We start from the raw sequence: 16716 nt of genomic DNA on the forward strand, positions 1-16716 counted from the left end.
TTACTTTTCTTCAGTCGTTTCCGGTGCAAAGTTCATGGCAGCGAACCGTTTGTAGGAAGCATGACGCCATTTGGCATTTTCTTCCGACGCCTTAAACAGTTCGGCAGCTTGTTCCGGGAATGACTTTTTCAGTGAAGTATAACGAACTTCGCCGTTCAGGAATTCCTGGAACTTACTCCAGTCCGGATCTTTTGAGTCCATTACGAAAGGATTTTGTCCTTCTTGTTCCAACATGGGGTTGTAGCGGAACAGTGACCAATAACCGGCTTCAACGGCTTTTTTCTCTTCAGCTTGTGTTGCGCCCATGCTGGCACGCAGTCCGTGGTTGATACACGGAGAATAAGCGATGATCAGCGATGGTCCCGGGTAAGCTTCCGCTTCGCGAATTGCTTTCAGGTATTGCGCCTGGTTAGCCCCCATAGCCACTTGTGCTACATAAACATAGCCGTACGACATGGCCATAACACCCAAATCCTTTTTGCGGATTTTCTTACCTGAAGAGGCAAATTTGGCAACCGCACCAACCGGAGTCGATTTTGATGCCTGACCACCAGTGTTCGAATAAACTTCGGTATCCATCACCAATACGTTTACATCTTCGCCCGAAGCCAACACGTGATCCAGACCTCCGTAACCGATGTCGTAGGCCCATCCGTCGCCACCAAATACCCATACTGATTTTTTCACCAGGTATTTTTTCAGGCTTAGAATGTCTTTGGCATATGGCGCATCGTTTCCAGTCAAAACTTCCAGTACCTTCGCTGACGCTTCTTTCGATGCTTCGGCATTGTCTTTTCCTTCGATCCAGGCAGTGAAAACTGCTTTTTCATCATCGCTGATGCCGTTTTGTAAAGCATCGCTCATGATCATTGCAATGCGGTCGCGTTGTGCGTTCACACCTTCTGACATACCAAAACCATATTCGGCGTTGTCTTCAAACAGTGAGTTAGCCCATGCTGGTCCTTCACCGCTTTCCTTGTGCTTGCAGTAGGGAGTTGCCGGAGCCGATCCACCGTAGATAGAAGAACAACCGGTGGCGTTGGCAATCATCATGCGTTCGCCAAACAACTGAGTAATCAGTTTGATGTATGGTGTTTCACCACAACCCGCACAAGCTCCGGAGAACTCAAACAAAGGTTGGGCAAACTGTGAGTTTTTCACCGACTTGAACTTGTCAACCACTTTTTCTTTGTAAGTGACTTGCTTGTCCATATAATCCCAGCGCGCAATTTGCGACTCCTGTGATCCCAGCGGTTTCATGATCAAAGATTTCTCTTTGGAAGGACACACTTCGGCACAGTTTCCACAACCGGTACAATCCAGTACTGAAACCTGGATGCGGAAATTCAATCCGGGGAATTGCTTGGTAGGTGTCGCTGTTTTTACCGCTGTTCCTTCCGGTGCATTGGCCAGTTCTTCTTCGGTTAAAAGGAACGGACGGATGGCCGCGTGAGGACAAACGTAAGCACATTGGTTACACTGAATACAGTTGTCTTCTTGCCATTCGGGCACGTTGACCGCAATTCCGCGTTTTTCAAACGCAGCGGTTCCTTGTTCGAAGGTACCGTCTTCATAACCTACAAAGGTTGATACCGGCAGATCGTTTCCTTTTTGTGCGTTGATCACGTCAACAAATTTGCTGATGTAATCCGGGCGGTCAGTGGCGGCCGCTTCTTCCTCGAGCTTGATATCTTTCCACTCGGCAGGAACAGCAACTTTAACCACGTTTTTACCACCGGCTTCAACAGCGGCAAAGTTCATGTTGACGATTTTTTCGCCTTTGGAACCGTATGATTTAACAATTGCCTTTTTCATGGAATCAACCGCCTGGTCGTAAGGAATTACTCCGGTGATTTTGAAGAAAGCCGACTGCATGATGGTGTTGGTACGGGTTCCCAGTCCAAGCTCTTCGCCCAGTTTGGTTCCGTTGATGATGTAGAACTTGATTTCGTTTTCGGCCAGGTAACGTTTCATGGCGTCGGGCAGGCGTTTTTTGGTTTCCTCTTCATCCCAGATGGAGTTGAGCAGGAATGAACCACCCTTCTTCAGGCCTTTCAACACGTCATACAGATTCACGTAGGCCGGAACGTGGCAAGCCACAAAATCAGGCGTGGTAATCAGGTAGGTTGAGCGGATCGGGCTGTCGCCAAAACGAAGGTGCGAACAAGTAAAACCACCCGATTTTTTCGAGTCGTACTCGAAATAACCCTGGCAAAATTTGTCCGTGGTGTCACCAATAATTTTGATGGAGTTTTTGTTGGCTCCAACGGTACCATCCGAACCTAAACCATAGAATTTTGCTTCGTAGGTTCCTTCAGGAGAAACTTTAATTTCTTCTTTTAACGGAAGTGACTTGAAGGTCACGTCGTCAACAATACCCAGCGTGAATCCGTTTTTCGGTTCGGGAAGCTCCAGGTTTTCGTAAACCGACATGATTTGCGATGGGGTAGTGTCTTTTGAACCCAAGCCAAAGCGTCCGCCAACAATCACAGGCGCGTTTTCTTTTCCGTAGAACAGGTCCTTTACTTCAAGATAAAGCGGTTCGCCGTTTGTTCCAGGCTCTTTGCTGCGGTCAAGAATGGCAATGCGCTTCACTGATTTTGGCAGTACATTCATAAAGTACTTGCCGCTAAACGGACGATACAGGTGCACCGACAATAAACCAACTTTTTTGCCTTGAGCAGCCAGATGGTCGATGGTTTCTTTGATGGTTTCGGTAACCGACCCCATCGCGATGATGATGTTTTCAGCATCCTTGTCACCGTAGTAGGTGAACGGGTGATACTCGCGCCCGGTCAGCTTGGTAATTTCCTGCATATAGCCTTCCACAATGTCGGGAACCGCATCGTAGAATGCGTTGGAAGCTTCTTTCGCCTGGAAGAAAATATCCGGGTTTTGCGCAGTACCACGGGTTTGCGGGCTTTCAGGGTTTAAAGCGCGATCGCGGAATGCTTGCAATGCTTCGTAATCAATCAATGGGCGGATATCTTCCTGGTCAAGAACTTCGATTTTTTGAACTTCGTGTGAAGTCCGGAATCCATCGAAGAACGACAAGAAAGGTACGCGTGATTTCAGCGTAGCCAGGTGAGAAACACCAGCCAAATCCATTTCTTCTTGTACTGAACCAGCAGCCAACATGGCGAATCCGGTTTGACGAGCCGCGTAAACATCGGAGTGATCGCCGAAGATTGACAAGGCGTGACCTGCCAAGGCACGGGCACTCACGTGAAATACAGTCGGCAGCAATTCACCGGCAATTTTGTACATGTTAGGAATCATCAACAACAAACCTTGTGAGGCGGTGTAAGTTGAAGTCAATGCGCCTGATTGCAACGCCCCGTGAACAGCACCGGCAGCGCCGCCTTCACTTTGCATTTCGGCTAAACGTACCGGACGTCCAAATAAGTTCTTTTTCCCTTTTGCAGCCCATTCATCCACATATTCGGCCATGGTTGACGATGGCGTAATGGGATAGATACAGGCAACTTCGCTAAACATGTAACTCATATACGCCGCTGCGTAGTTTCCGTCACACGTAATGAATTTCTTCTCTTTTGCCATTTTATTCAAGTTAAATTTCAGATTTATATTCTTTTGATTCTCAATTCTTGTTGCAGGATGCTGGACGTTGGTGAACTTTAATTGAAAGTTCACGAGGCAAATTCCATATTTCCAACTTTTTATAAGACATCCTTTTTATTTATTCTCTTTTCTCTTCAATTCTTTTATTCCGCATCTAGCATCTAATACAAAAAACCAAAAAGCCACAAAGGGATCTTATTTTCGCTGCCTGCTTCAATCATGTCGGCAGCAGCATAAGTTCCTTCTTCCGGCTCGGTATATTTTCCACCAATAATGAAGTGGTATTTTTCGTTTACCTTAAAGTCAGCTCTGTCCGAGCTTTTTATATGGTGTTGGTATCCCACTTGGTTATAAAAGAAGGTGGTGCGTAAATTTCGGTTGCTGGTATTGTTTGGTTCTACGGCAAACAGCAGGTTGGTGTTGTGCATGTATACCAAATCCGGTTTTTTCGACTGATCTTCGCTGCCATTAGGGAAAAGCAAGTTAATCAGACGCGCATTTTTCAGGTAGCGTATGTAGTTCATAATCGTAGCCCGCGAAGTTTCCACTTCGTTACTTACTTTACTAATATTGGGCGAAAAAGGTGCCTCGCTGGCTGTAATTTGAAGCAGCTTTCTCAGCTTGGGAAGATACTTCAATTCCAGCTGGTTCAGATAAGTCACATCCAGTTCCAAAGCCAGATTAACATGTTTGAGCAGCTTCTCGTAGTAAAACGACTTGTTATTCAGAAAATATGGATAAAATCCGGTTTGCAGATATTCCTGAAAGTAGGCTAACGGCTTGACATGTTCCGTGATTTCCTTTGTAATTTGCTGGTGATTTGTCAATATTTCATCCAGTTTGTAACGCCTGAATTGATGTTTTCCGTGAAAATTTAAATACTCGCGGAACGACAAACCTTCGAGATGATAAACCTTGGCGATATTTTTAAGTTTTTCATTTCCCTCAATGACCCGTAAAACAGGTGAGGCGGTGAAAACGATTTTCAACTCAGGAAGATGATCATAGCATGCCCGCAATTCTTCCGACCACTCCGGATATTTATGGATCTGGTCCAGAATCAGAACTTTGCCACCTTTTTTGTAGAATTCGTCGGCAAAATTGTAAATCTTGCGCCGGGTAAAGTAAAAATTGTTCAAATTGACATACAAGCAAGTTTTGTCATCGGCATATTTTTCTTCTACCAGGTTAAGCAGGAAGGTGGTTTTGCCGACTCCACGAAAACCCTTGATACAAATCAATCGGTGCGACCAGTCGATCTCATCAATCAACTCCCGGCGAATTGTTTCACGGGATTGTTCGAAAAGCGTTTGATGTATATGTATAAGATGCTCCACTTGTTATCGATGCAATTTCTGCAAGCAAAAGTAAACACGAAGTTTGATATTTTGCAATCCAGAGATAACAATTTCATCCAAAATGTGTAATTTATAATTAGTAAAAATAAGCTCTTGGCTGGCTGGCATCATCGGAGAAATGATGAAGACATTAGATAATGCGTATTTTTGTGAAAATTCAATTGTTTATGGGAATCCAAAATCCTGAATTGCTTTTACCAGCCGGAAATACCGAATCGTTTTATGCGGCCTTGGAGGGTGGTGCCGACGCTGTTTACCTTGGCTTGACAAGTTTTAATGCGCGTGGACGTGCGGCTAATTTTGCCGAAGGTCATTTGCTGGCCGCTGTGCAGGAAGCAAAAAAGCGCAGGGTGAAAATTTACGTTACCCTGAATACGGTAATTAAGAACAAGGAAATTGAGCCTTTGCTGGATGTGCTTTCTTTTTTGGAGCAAGCCCGCGTTGAAGCTATCATTATTCAGGACTGGGGCTTGTATTATCTTGCGCGGTTGCGTTTCCCAAAACTGGTTATTCATGCCAGCACGCAAATGGGAAATCACAATTCGCTTGGTGTAGCGTTTTCGGAACAAAAGCGAATTGCACGGGTCATTCTGGCTCGCGAACTCACGATGACCGAATTGAGCCAAATTGCCGCCTGCGCGAAAACAGAGCTCGAGCTCTTTGTGCATGGTGCTTTGTGTTATTCCTTTTCGGGCTTGTGTTTCTTCAGCAGTTACCTCGGAGGCCGCGGAGCCAACCGAGGATTATGCGCACAGCCTTGCCGCCGTATTTATCAGGATGGTGAACAAAGCAAGTTTCTTTTCAACCTAAAAGACAACCAGCAACTGCCTAACCTGGAGAAACTGAAGGCGCTGGGCATCCGGTCGCTTAAAGTGGAAGGGCGTATGAAATCGGCCGATTACGTTTATCGCGTGGCACAGGCTTACCGTATGGCTATCGACCACCCGGAGAAGAAGCAGGAAGCAGAGGAATTGCTGAAGCTGGATTTTGGGCGCGAGAAGATCGCTTACTTTCTGGGGAAAGACGTGAAGGACGGAATTGCCGATTCTTCGAACACTGGAATTCCGATCGGTTTTGTGAGCCGGGTGAAAAATAAGGAGGTGACTTTTGAGTCAAACACCGACCTGCTGGAAGGGGATCGCATTCGGATTCGGAATGTCCGAAATGAAAGTACTTTCAATGCCCGCTTACAGGAACTGAAAAGAGAAAACAGCCGGTACATGTTTTTACTGGCTGGGAAAGAAACAGTCAACCCCGGTGACGAATTATTCTGGGTGGGACGTAAAGCGAAGGCTCTGCCGACCAAATTTAGAAAGCTACCACAGTACCGGGTTGTAAGACTCCCACTTTCTGAGAAGAAGCGACTTCGACAGCAACTGGAGATCAAGCAAAAAAAATCAAATTCTCAGGTTTTACTTCGGGTTGATGATGCGAAATGGTTCAACTGGCTGCGAACCGACGAGCTCGATGGAATTGTGCTGTCTTTCACTCGCAGACAATTGGAGACCTTTGATTTTTCTGCTGACTTTGCTCAGATGAACAAACAGAAAATCTACCTTGAACTACCAAAGTTTATTTCGGAAGAGCAGCTTGCCGATTGGAAAACGCAGTTGCAAAAAATTGAAAAGCTTGGATTTAATCGGTTTTTCGTCAGTCACTTGTCGCAAAAGTTGTTATTGAGCCCATCTGTCCAGGTGTGCAGCAACGAAAATGTGTACGTTTATAATGATGCCGCGGCCAAATTGCTGAAGGAAAATCAAATGCTCAATTTCTGTTACCCCATAGAAAACGATTTTGAAAATCTGAAAAGCATGAAGAACAAGCAGGGCCTTGTGGTGCTGCATGCTTATCCCGAATTGTTTTTTTCGCGCATGCCAGTGCCGGTTTCCGGTGCGGAAAGTCGGTTTAAGGATGACGGTGGAAAATCGTTTGTCAAGTCGCAAAGAGAAGGGATGACCATCGTGACCCCTACTATTCCGGTTAGCCTTTTTCAATATCGAAAACAACTTGAGCATGAGGGCTTTTCGAATTTTTTGATTGACCTGAACCATGAGAAACCTTCGAAAAATGCTTTGAAAAAAGTGATGACCAAGTTTCGGGCGGGAGAGCAGTTTCAGCCATCCACGGTTTTCAACTTCAAAAAAGGCTTGGTTTGACCAGATAATTATATCTTAGTCTTACCGTTTATTTTTGAGACAAACATAACTTGACTAACTATGAATAAAACGAAACTGCTACTTATAATTAGCCTCTTTATTTCTGCAAGCGCTTTCAGCCAACTAAGCATGGAGCGAACCGATGAGGGCATTTTATTGATCGAGGGAAAAAAGAAAATAGCTTTTTATAAGAAAGATGCAATCATGATGAATCTGGACAAAGGGCGTAACAACTATTTTCATCCGGTTTATTTGCCCGATGGAACCTTGATTACAGAAGATGCCCCGGCGGATCATATTCATCACCGAGGAATTTTTTGGGCCTGGCACCAGGTTTTGATTGATGGCAAGCTCATTGGCGATCAGTGGGAGTTGAAGGATTTTATTCATGATGTGAAGTCGGTCGAGTTTCATAGGGTAGAAGAGGGCATGGCGTCTTTGAAAACCATTGTTAATTGGAATTCGCCAGCCTATGAGAACGGCAAAAAACCTTTTGTGCAAGAGCGGGTGAGCGTATATATTCATGAGCAGCAAAAAAACTACCGCATTCTTCAGTTTGAAATTGAACTGAAAGCTTTAGTTGAAAATGTAGCCTTGGGTGGATCTGACGATGTGAAAGGCTATGGCGGTTTTTCGGTTCGCGTCAAGTTGCCTGCCGATGTCGTTTTTTCTTCGGATGACGGGGTATTGATCCCTCATAATGAGGCTGTTAAGGCTGGAGATTATGTCAATGTTTCCGGCTCTATGGCTCAGCACTCACAGCCGGGAGGTGTTTTAATTTATTCGGCCAATGAATTTGAAACCGCAAACGACTGGATTTTACGCAGTGAAAACAGCATGCAAAATGCCGTTTGGCCGGGGCGTCAACCAGTAGCTTTATCCGAGAGCGAACCGACCGTGCTGCGCTATGCCGTTGTCCTCTACTCAGGCAAGGTCAAGGAAAAACGATTGCTGAAAAACCTTCGCAAGTTGTCGTGGAATTAAACAAAAATGGTTCTGCCTTCTTCGTGGCTTTGCAGGCAACAATTCAGAATATGAATCACATCACGGCTTTCTTCCGGTTTTACCGCGAGTTCTTTTCCGTTGACCAGAACGTCGTACAGGTTTTCGTAGAATGCCGTGTAGTTTCCTGCCAGAGTTTCAATCGTACCATTGTAGTTCAGCCCATTCCATTCGGAGTTAATGATTCCCCAATTTTCTTCCGGTTCGGTTCCCCAGCCGTCTTCGTCAGGCAGGTGCCCGGCTTTCAGCATTTCTTCCTGAAGGTCAATTCCCCATTTATGGAACGTACCCAAAGTGCCATAAAGGCTGTAGCGCGGCCCCGGCTCACGAACCAGGTAGGATGATTTTAGAATAGCGGCGAAATTTCCGTATTGCAAACGAATATCGTAATAGTCGTTTACCTCGCCGCCATCGCGTAAAATAGCTAAATGTGCAGTCACGGACTGTGGTAATCCGAAAAGCTGCAACACCTGATCGACCATGTGCGAGCCCAGGTTGAAAAGCACGCCGTGGCGTTTGTCACCTTCTTCTTTCCAGGTTCCCTCCTGTACGTAATTCCGGTAGCGGTCGAAATGCGATTCAAACTCAACCAGCCGGCCAATCATACCGCTTTCCAAAAGTTTTTTCACAGTCAAAAAATCACCATCCCAGCGCCGGTTTTGGTAAACCGAAAGCACAAGGTTATTTTCTTTTGCCAACTGAATCAGTTTGTTAGCCTGTTCAATTTCATGGGTAAAGGGCTTTTCAACCACGACATGCTTTCCTGCGTCGAGTGCCTGTTTGCACATGGAATAATGAAAGACATCAGGCGTATTGATAATCACCAAATCAACTTCCGGTTGGTTGATCAGGGCTTCAAAACTTCTGATGATTCGAGCTTGCGGGTAGGCTTCAGCCGACAAGTTTTTAGTCCGTTCCAAAATTGAATGAATATTGAAATTGGGATTAACTCTTAAACTGGGGCCATGAAAAACCATCCCTGACATGCCAAAAGAGGCGATTGCTGTTTGTATTATTTTAGCCATTGTACAAAGTTTTCCACTAAAATAGCAAAATGTTTTATGTTGTTAAAAATAGTTTTAAAACATTTCCAAAATAAGGTATTATAGAACAGTTTTTGAATTTTTATACCCTTTCAGTTTGTAGCTTTATTGTTGCGGAGCTAATTAAAATTCAAATAACGATGAAAAATTTTCTGAGCAACTATTTGTCCGACTTCTCAACCCAGGAGAAGAAAACAAAGTATCCGGGGCCGGTTGTTATGATTTCGAGGGAATGTGGCTGTTCTGCCAAACCAATTGCGATTAAATTATCAAAAATTCTTTCAGGCTACAGCTACCAGTCCGAAACGCAAACCGAGTCGGAATGGAAATGGGTAAGTAAGGAGATTATCGAAGAGGCTGCTTTGGAATTGGAAATGGAGCCGGGGAGGATAAAAAGCGTTTTCCTATCCGAAGCAAAGACTCATCTGCACGAGGTGACCACTGCGTTCTCGGTTGATAAGGTTTACGACGCAGATGACCAAGAGGTCATTGATACGGTTCGCGATGTCATTTTACGGATCGCTGAGGTGGGCAATTTTATTATTGTTGGTCGTGCTGCCGGATCGATTGCCCGCGATATTTCACAGAAATTGAGTATTAAACTCCAGGCGCCTTTAGATTGGCGGATTAACCGGATTATGCAGGTGAGTAACATGACCAAAAGCGAAGCACAAGCTTATGTTATTGAAATTGATCGTCAGCGTGAATTGTTTGTGGAACACGTGAATGGACAGAAAATGAATAGCTGCGATTTTGACTTGATTTTCAATTACGCCACTATGCAGGATGATTGCATTGTAGATGCAGTGGTCAATGTAATGAAAAACAAACGAATGATCGTTGGCAGCGAAAATGAATAGAGTTTATTGTTAGATCGGGGTTTTTTATGAAAAAAGCCATCTGTCTGATGACGGATGGCTTTCTATTGTGTTTGAAAAAATGTGTCTGATGTGTGTAAATCTAAAACTACTCTTCGGTAATTACTTCAAAATCAAAATCAACAACAACTTCTTTGTGCAGTTTGATTTTGGCAGTGTATTTACCAACTTCTTTAATGCTGTCTTCAGCAATTTTAATTTGTTTCCGGTCAATTTCAAATCCTTTTTTGTTGATAGCTTCTGCTAACTGGATGGTGTTGACTGAACCGAAAATTTTACCTGAAGAACTGGTTTTGGTTGCGATAACAACTTGCTTGTTTTTCAGTTTTTCTGCAATTGCCAAAGCTTCATCTTTCAATTTCGCTTCTTTGTGGGCACGTTGCCGGGTGTTTTCAGCCAAAACTTTTTTAGCTGATTCAGTTGCGACGATCGCTTTTTTGCCCGGGATTAAAAAGTTACGACCATAACCGTCTTTCACCGTTACCATGTCGTCTTTGCTCCCCAGGTTCTGAACGTCTTGTAATAAAATAATTTCCATCTGTCTAAATTCTTTAAATTATTTCAACATATCTGTTAAGTAGGGCAGCATCGCTAAATGGCGTGATCTTTTAACTGCTTTGGCCACTTTGCGTTGATATTTCAACGAAGTACCAGTGATACGACGAGGAAGAATACGACCTTGTTCGTTCAGGAATTTTTTCAAAAACTCAGGATCTTTGTAATCCACGTATTTGATTTTATTCTTTTTGAAACGGCAGTATTTTTTCTTTTTAATTTCAACTGACGGGGGAGTCAGATACCTGATTTCACTTTGATTGTTAGCCATAGCTTAATTCTCCTTTTCAGATTTTTTAGCTTTCAAATTATTTTTTCTCTTCTCACTGTACTCCGCAGCGTATTTATCCAACTTGAAAGTCAGGAAACGGATGATACGCTCGTCACGTCGGTACTGGGTTTCTAACTTCTCAATCAAGGAAGGCTCAGCCTTAAACTCGATCAGGTGATAAAAACCGGTGCTTTTTTTCTGAATGGGATATGCTAACTTGCGTAATCCCCAGTCTTCTTCATTGAGTATCTCTCCACCGTCTTCGGTGATGATGCTCCTGAACTTAGTTACCGCTTCCTTTATCTGTACATCAGATAAAACGGGAGTTGCAATGAAAACGGTTTCATACTGGTTTTTCATAAAACATCTAATTTATTAAACATTAAAACTCTATACCCATAAAATATGGTCGCGCAAAATTAGAAATTATTTATTAGGAAACAAAACCTTTTTTGCCTGTTTTCCAAAGCTTACTAGCTTGTAGCCGAGGATGTTTTAATTCTTACTCGATTATCGAAAAAAAATACAGGATAGGAACAGGATAGTACCGGATGGATTGGAATGGAAAATACGCTTTCTTTTGTATCTTGTTTGGCGATTTGCTGAATTCGCAAACAGGACTCAATTTACAAACGATAGTAACCTAATTTTAAACCATGAGTAGAAAAGGAATTCTTTTAGTTTTGGCTATTCAATTGATTGGAGTAATGGCCTTCGCACAAGTTCAGGTAACCAACCTGCTGATTGAAAACCGGATTGAGCCTACCGGCATCGACAAGGCAGCACCACGCTTGAGTTGGCAGCTGTTTTCTTCCAACCGAAACGTGATGCAAACCGCTTACGAAATTCGGGTAGCGACCGATGTAAAATCGCTTGAAAAAGGAAAAAAACTGGCATGGAATTCAGGTAAAATTAGTTCGGAGCAATCGGTTTATGTGCCCTATAACGGCAACGAACTGCAGTCCGGCACTACCTATTACTGGCAGGTTCGGGTGTGGGACAACCAGGGAAACCGTTCGAAATGGAGCCAGCCCTCCCATTGGCTAACGGGAATCAAGGACGTTGACAATTGGAAGGCGCAATGGATTCAGGTTGGTTTTGAAGAAGAGGAAGGACGTCCCTCGCCAATGTTTCGCAAAGAATTCAACAGCTCAAAGAAAATTAAGCATGCCGTGGCCTTTGTTACAGCCAAAGGTGTCTATGAGGCTGAAATAAATGGGAAAAAAGTGGGCGATGCTTGTTTTGCTCCTTTCTGGACGACTTACAATGAGCGTTTACAATACCAAACCTACGATGTTACCGACTTGGTTAAGCAGGGAAATAATGCTGTGGGTATCACGCTCGGCAACGGTTGGTATCGCGGAAATATTGGCTTTGAGGGCAAGGTCAATGTTTATGGCAGTGAGTTGGCTTTGCTTTTCCAACTAGAAATCACTTATGAAGATGGCACCACGGAATTGGTTGTTTCCGATGGTTCCTGGAAATCATCGACCGGTCCCATCGTCTATTCCGAAATCTATCACGGCGAAACTTACGATGCCCGGCTGAAAAAAACAGGATGGTCGGAAGCTGGATACAACGATAACAAGTGGAGTGGGGTAGAATTGAAAGATTATTCTAAAGATATTTTGATCACCACCGAAAACGAGCCCGTTCGCAAGAAGGAAGTGTTTCATCCTGTTGAAATTTTGACTACACCCGAAGGTGACCAGGTCATTGATTTTGGACAAAACCTGGTGGGCTGGGTACAAATGAAAGTTTCTGGTAAAGCGGGTGATCAAATTTCCATTACACACACCGAAGTCTTGGATAAAGATGGAAATGTTTACTTAGAAAGCTTGCGGTCGGCCAAACAAAAAAATACCTTTATCTTGAAAGGTGAAGGCGTAGAGGAGTTTGAACCACATTTTTCCTGGCAAGGATTCCGCTACATTAAAGTAGAAGGGTATCCAGGTGAGTTGAAGCGGGAGAACTTTACTGCCACAGCGCTTTATTCTGATATGGCGCAAACGGGCTCTTTTGTTTGTTCCGACGAATTGGTGAACCAGTTGCAGCACAACATCCAGTGGGGACAACGCGGCAACTTTTTAGATGTGCCAACGGATTGTCCGCAACGCGATGAGCGCTTAGGATGGACCGGCGACGCACAGGCCTTTGCACGCACGGCAACATTCAATTTTCGCGTTCATAGCTTTTTCGATAAATGGCTTAAAGATGTGGCTTCCGACCAGTATGATAATGGCGGCGTTCCCTTTGTGGTGCCCGATGTGTTGAGAAACGGGCAGGTCAGTCCGGGGTGGGCCGACGTGGCAACCATTGGGCCATGGACCATGTATTTGGCTTACGGTGATAAGGATTTGCTGGCTCAGCAATATGAAAGTATGAAAGGCTGGGTGAATTACATCCGGTCGGTCAGCCCCGATCACTTGTGGAAACCTGCATTCTCTTTTGGCGACTGGCTGTTCTACCGTCCTTTTGATGATAATTCGGGGATGTCGGCCGTAACCGATAAAAGTCTGATTGCACAGGCCTTTTACGCGCACTCCACTCAACTACTTATTAATGCTGCCGAGCTACTGGATAAGAAAGATGATGTGAAGAAATATCAAGAATTATTGAAAATGATTAAGCAGGCCTTTGTCCAAGAATATTTGACGCCAAATGGCAAGCTGGTATCAGGGACGCAGACCGCCTATGTTTTAGCGCTGAACTTTGATTTGCTCCCCGAAGCCCTGCGCGACCAGGCGGCCAAACGACTGGTTGATAATATCCGTACCTACAACACTCACCTGACGACAGGTTTCCTTGGCACGCCTTACCTGTGTCATGTGCTGTCTCGCTTTGGATATACCGATGTGGCTTACGAACTGTTGATGCAAAAGACCTATCCGTCATGGTTGTACCCGGTGACCATGGGCGCCACCACTATTTGGGAACGCTGGGATGGCATCAAGCCCGACGGAACTTTTCAGACGCCTGGCATGAACTCGTTCAATCATTACGCCTATGGCGCGATTGGCGATTGGATGTATCGAGTGGTGGCCGGAATTGACACGGAAGAGGACAATCCGGGATACAAGGGAATTCAAATTAAACCGCATATTGGTGAACAACTTAGCCATGCCAAAGCCGAATTGCAGACCTACTATGGTCAGGTCGTTTCCGGATGGGAGAAAGTAGATGGCAAGTTGAAGGTTAATGTTTCCGTTCCGGTGAATACCAAAGCGGTCGTTTATGTGCCCGCTTCGGCAGAGTCGGCAGTTACTGAAAGCGGGAAGAAACTGGCAGACGTATCAGATCTTGAAGTTGTTGGGCACAAAGATGGTTATGTTATGTTAAAGCTTGGATCGGGAATGTATCAGTTCGAAAGCAATTAGCGAGCGATATGAAACTTTTTATAAGTGTTTTTTTGGTTTTAACTCTTTCGATCGTTGTTTATGCCCAGACCGATGAGGATTCGACGGATCGTATTTCAGTGAATATGTCAGAGTTTTTGAACAGCTCTCGCCATTGGTATGGAATCCGTGATGAGGGAAATATCATTAATCCCTTGCCGGATCAGCAGCGGTACGATGAAACGGAAATAACCAGGATCGCTGACAACATGCTGCTCTACCAGCGCAGCAATGGCGGCTGGCCTAAGAATTACGATATGCGGGCCATTTTAACTGAGGAGCAAATTGAGCACTTGCTTGAGACGAAGGATGAACTTCAAACCACCTTTGATAACGCGACGACTTACACCCAAATTCAATACCTGGCGAAAGTCTATTCTGAAACTCAAATTGAAAAATACAAGGATGGATGTTTAAAGGGGCTGGAGTTTATGCTCGATGCACAATATGAGAATGGCGGCTGGCCGCAATATTATCCGCTGAAAGAGAACTACAGCCGGCACATCACCTTTAATGACGGGGCGTATATGGGCATCATGAAAACACTGAGGATGATCATTCAGGAAGATCCTTCGTTTTCGTTTTTAGACGATGACATTCGGCTTCGGATTGAAACGGCTTATGAAAAAGGTCTGGAGTGTATTCTGAACAGTCAGATTGTTGATCAGCGGCGCTTGACGGCCTGGTGTCAGCAGTACGATGCCAATACGCTTCAGCCGGCATGGGCAAGAGCTTACGAGCCGCCATCCATCTGCAATGGAGAAAGTGCTTCGATTGTGCAGTTTCTGATGGACATTGAGGAACCAGACCAGCGGGTTGTTCAGGCGGTTCAAAGTGCTGTAAAATGGTTTGCCGATTCCCGGATTTACAATACCCGCGTGGAAACCTTTGAGGCGAAACCTCTTGAAACGCAATACAAAACCATCACCAAAGACCGGCGAGTGGTTCATGATCCGGAAGCGCCACCCGTCTGGACCCGTTACTATGAATTGGGAACTGGAAAACCTTTGTTTTCTGACCGAGACAGTCAACTTTTATATTCTATGGCCGAAGTGAGCCGCGAGCGACGTCTGGGCTACGCCTGGTACATTTACAGCCCTCAAACGGTGCTGGATGCTTATCCGGACTGGCTTCAGAAAAATGGACTTACAGAGAATGTTTTGAACCAATAAACTCACGATCTCTATTAAAACACAGAAAACGATGCCAGTTCGTGGTGAACCGGCATCGTTTTCTTTTTTTTTAATAGACTCAGTAGATCCTGATGCATTCTTGTGTCCTGCCAAGGCGGCCCTGATGTCATTTTACCAGCCCTGTTAAAACGCGCTCCGAGCCGGTTAAGTTAATTCGCAGCCTGTTGATTTTGTGCCACAAGGACCGTGGAGCAGTCGATCCTTTTCGTGGATAAGTCCACGCTTTTCGGCAAGTGCTCCATGGCTCTCATGGACAAGTCTGCGAAGACCGTGGAATAGTCCATAATATTCGCGGACGAGTGCCAGACGAGGCCGGCGGGGCGCCAGATAATAGACAGGAGGCGGCAAATCGGGAAAAAGATATGAATTGGAAAATCGATCAGGTGTTCATCAGAACAGGCATTTGCCTCTTTGCTCAAACGTAGGCACAATAGAGATTTGGGCTAAAGCCTGGCTTGAGTCGTCACAACTGCCCGGCCCTTTAGGGCCGGGTTACTGACTGGTGCGGCCCCCACAGTTAGCGGAAGAAAGATAATGAGCATCATCAGTAACGCCCTGATTTATCCGGGGAGACGAGACAACCTGCAACGACCGGACTTTAGCTCAGAACCCATTTAAGTCACCCAAGCCGAACAAATGACATCAATCAGAAAACTGCAGAACGGTTTACCAGCAAAGATCATTATCTTGGTGACTGAAAAAATAAAGCTTTTGGCGTGGGGAGAATTCGTAAGTATTCAGGCGGTTTAATGAGTATTGAGTTGGAAACTCAAAATAGCTGGCTGCTTGTTCGGGCAATGCGGAAAGATGGGGCAAGAGGACGATCAGCAGGATTGATAAAATGACAGCATATAAAGTAACATATCTGATTTGGGTTCTTTTTTCAATCATCGGTTGCGAAAGGAATCATATTTCTGAAGAGAAAATACTGAGTGATATTTTTCCGCAATTAGTTGACAGCTTGCATATCAAATGGAGACCTATGCCGCCTCCACCTCCTCCGCCACTTTTTGATAAGGATTCAGATTTTGTTGGATTCGATTCGACAAAAATGGAATTAATCCTTTTAAAGCATCAAACATATCTGAGAAGAATTGACTCTAAAGATTCAAGGATAATTATTGGTATAGCGGATTCTTGTTTTCTCATCGACTGGAATGGTTTGAAATTTAGGACGTACAGTGAGGATGAAATAGTGAGCACATTAATATTCATGAACGAACCAAAAACAAATGTATCAAAAGAACTAAATCTTAGCCAAATAGATACTTCGAATGACTTAA

General features: G+C 44.6%; 12 protein-coding genes. 6 read left to right on the plus strand and 6 right to left on the minus strand.

Annotated features, from left to right (window positions below; all coding sequences use genetic code 11):
- Together nifJ and AAC033_RS01915 are read right to left on the minus strand one after the other, a co-directional pair.
- A complete protein-coding gene (gene nifJ / locus AAC033_RS01910; protein WP_339734785.1) occupies positions 1–3561 on the minus strand; it encodes a pyruvate:ferredoxin (flavodoxin) oxidoreductase in 3561 nt (1186 codons plus the stop codon).
- Positions 3562–3743: 182 nt separating this feature from the next.
- Complete coding sequence (locus tag AAC033_RS01915) at positions 3744–4919, minus strand: AAA family ATPase (RefSeq protein ID WP_339734787.1); 1176 nt, start codon at positions 4917–4919, stop codon at positions 3744–3746.
- A gap of 188 nt (positions 4920–5107) precedes the next feature.
- On the opposite strand from AAC033_RS01915, the gene AAC033_RS01920 reads away from it, so the two are divergent.
- Both AAC033_RS01920 and AAC033_RS01925 read left to right on the plus strand, forming a co-directional pair.
- Entirely contained in the window at positions 5108–7096 is a 1989-nt protein-coding gene (locus tag AAC033_RS01920; RefSeq protein WP_339734789.1) for a peptidase U32 family protein, read from the plus strand.
- A gap of 60 nt (positions 7097–7156) precedes the next feature.
- Complete coding sequence (locus AAC033_RS01925; protein WP_339734791.1) at positions 7157–8080, plus strand: DUF6807 family protein; 924 nt, start codon at positions 7157–7159, stop codon at positions 8078–8080.
- Here AAC033_RS01925 and AAC033_RS01930 read toward each other — a convergent pair.
- Positions 8077–9123: a Gfo/Idh/MocA family oxidoreductase gene (locus tag AAC033_RS01930; RefSeq protein ID WP_339734793.1), complete on the minus strand. Its 1047-nt coding sequence runs from the start codon at positions 9121–9123 to the stop codon at positions 8077–8079. The genes AAC033_RS01925 and AAC033_RS01930 overlap by 4 nt on opposite strands.
- A gap of 158 nt (positions 9124–9281) precedes the next feature.
- Between AAC033_RS01930 and AAC033_RS01935 the strand changes: the two genes are divergently transcribed.
- Positions 9282–10001, plus strand: coding sequence for a cytidylate kinase-like family protein (locus AAC033_RS01935; RefSeq protein WP_339734795.1), 720 nt, complete (start codon positions 9282–9284; stop codon positions 9999–10001).
- A 106-nt stretch (positions 10002–10107) separates the two neighbouring features.
- Here AAC033_RS01935 and rplI read toward each other — a convergent pair whose 3' ends face one another.
- From rplI to rpsF, 3 genes are read right to left on the minus strand one after another with little or no spacing between them, the layout of a single operon-like run.
- Complete coding sequence (gene rplI, locus AAC033_RS01940; protein ID WP_339734797.1) at positions 10108–10557, minus strand: 50S ribosomal protein L9; 450 nt, start codon at positions 10555–10557, stop codon at positions 10108–10110.
- Positions 10558–10575: 18 nt separating this feature from the next.
- Positions 10576–10845, minus strand: a complete 270-nt coding sequence (gene rpsR, locus AAC033_RS01945; protein WP_053181823.1) for a 30S ribosomal protein S18 — start codon at positions 10843–10845, stop codon at positions 10576–10578.
- Positions 10846–10848: 3 nt separating this feature from the next.
- A complete protein-coding gene (rpsF, locus tag AAC033_RS01950) occupies positions 10849–11205 on the minus strand; it encodes a 30S ribosomal protein S6 (RefSeq protein ID WP_339734804.1) in 357 nt (118 codons plus the stop codon).
- A gap of 296 nt (positions 11206–11501) precedes the next feature.
- Here rpsF and AAC033_RS01955 point away from each other — a divergent pair, with 296 nt between their 5' ends.
- The 3 genes from AAC033_RS01955 to AAC033_RS01965 form a co-directional block, all read left to right on the plus strand.
- Complete coding sequence (locus AAC033_RS01955) at positions 11502–14222, plus strand: family 78 glycoside hydrolase catalytic domain (protein ID WP_339734806.1); 2721 nt, start codon at positions 11502–11504, stop codon at positions 14220–14222.
- 8 nt (positions 14223–14230) lie between these two features.
- Complete coding sequence (gene pelA / locus AAC033_RS01960; protein ID WP_339734808.1) at positions 14231–15412, plus strand: pectate lyase; 1182 nt, start codon at positions 14231–14233, stop codon at positions 15410–15412.
- 862 nt (positions 15413–16274) lie between these two features.
- A partial coding sequence (locus AAC033_RS01965) for a hypothetical protein (protein ID WP_339734810.1) occupies positions 16275–16716 on the plus strand: 442 nt, incomplete at its 3' end.

Origin of the sequence: uncultured Sunxiuqinia sp., assembly GCF_963974515.1 — a bacterium.
Lineage (GTDB): Bacteria > Bacteroidota > Bacteroidia > Bacteroidales > Prolixibacteraceae > Sunxiuqinia.

Excerpts from the sequence above, each read along its gene's own strand:
- AAC033_RS01925 (WP_339734791.1), top strand. The coding sequence starts at position 7,157 with ATGAATAAAACGAAACTGCTACTTATAATTAGCCTCTTTATTTCTGCA.
- rpsF (WP_339734804.1), bottom strand. The coding sequence starts at position 11,205 with ATGAAAAACCAGTATGAAACCGTTTTCATTGCAACTCCCGTTTTATCT.
- nifJ (WP_339734785.1), bottom strand. The coding sequence starts at position 3,561 with ATGGCAAAAGAGAAGAAATTCATTACGTGTGACGGAAACTACGCAGCG.
- rpsR (WP_053181823.1), bottom strand. The coding sequence starts at position 10,845 with ATGGCTAACAATCAAAGTGAAATCAGGTATCTGACTCCCCCGTCAGTT.
- AAC033_RS01920 (WP_339734789.1), top strand. The coding sequence starts at position 5,108 with ATGGGAATCCAAAATCCTGAATTGCTTTTACCAGCCGGAAATACCGAA.
- pelA (WP_339734808.1), top strand. The coding sequence starts at position 14,231 with ATGAAACTTTTTATAAGTGTTTTTTTGGTTTTAACTCTTTCGATCGTT.
- AAC033_RS01935 (WP_339734795.1), top strand. The coding sequence starts at position 9,282 with ATGAAAAATTTTCTGAGCAACTATTTGTCCGACTTCTCAACCCAGGAG.
- rplI (WP_339734797.1), bottom strand. The coding sequence starts at position 10,557 with ATGGAAATTATTTTATTACAAGACGTTCAGAACCTGGGGAGCAAAGAC.
- AAC033_RS01930 (WP_339734793.1), bottom strand. The coding sequence starts at position 9,123 with ATGGCTAAAATAATACAAACAGCAATCGCCTCTTTTGGCATGTCAGGG.
- AAC033_RS01955 (WP_339734806.1), top strand. The coding sequence starts at position 11,502 with ATGAGTAGAAAAGGAATTCTTTTAGTTTTGGCTATTCAATTGATTGGA.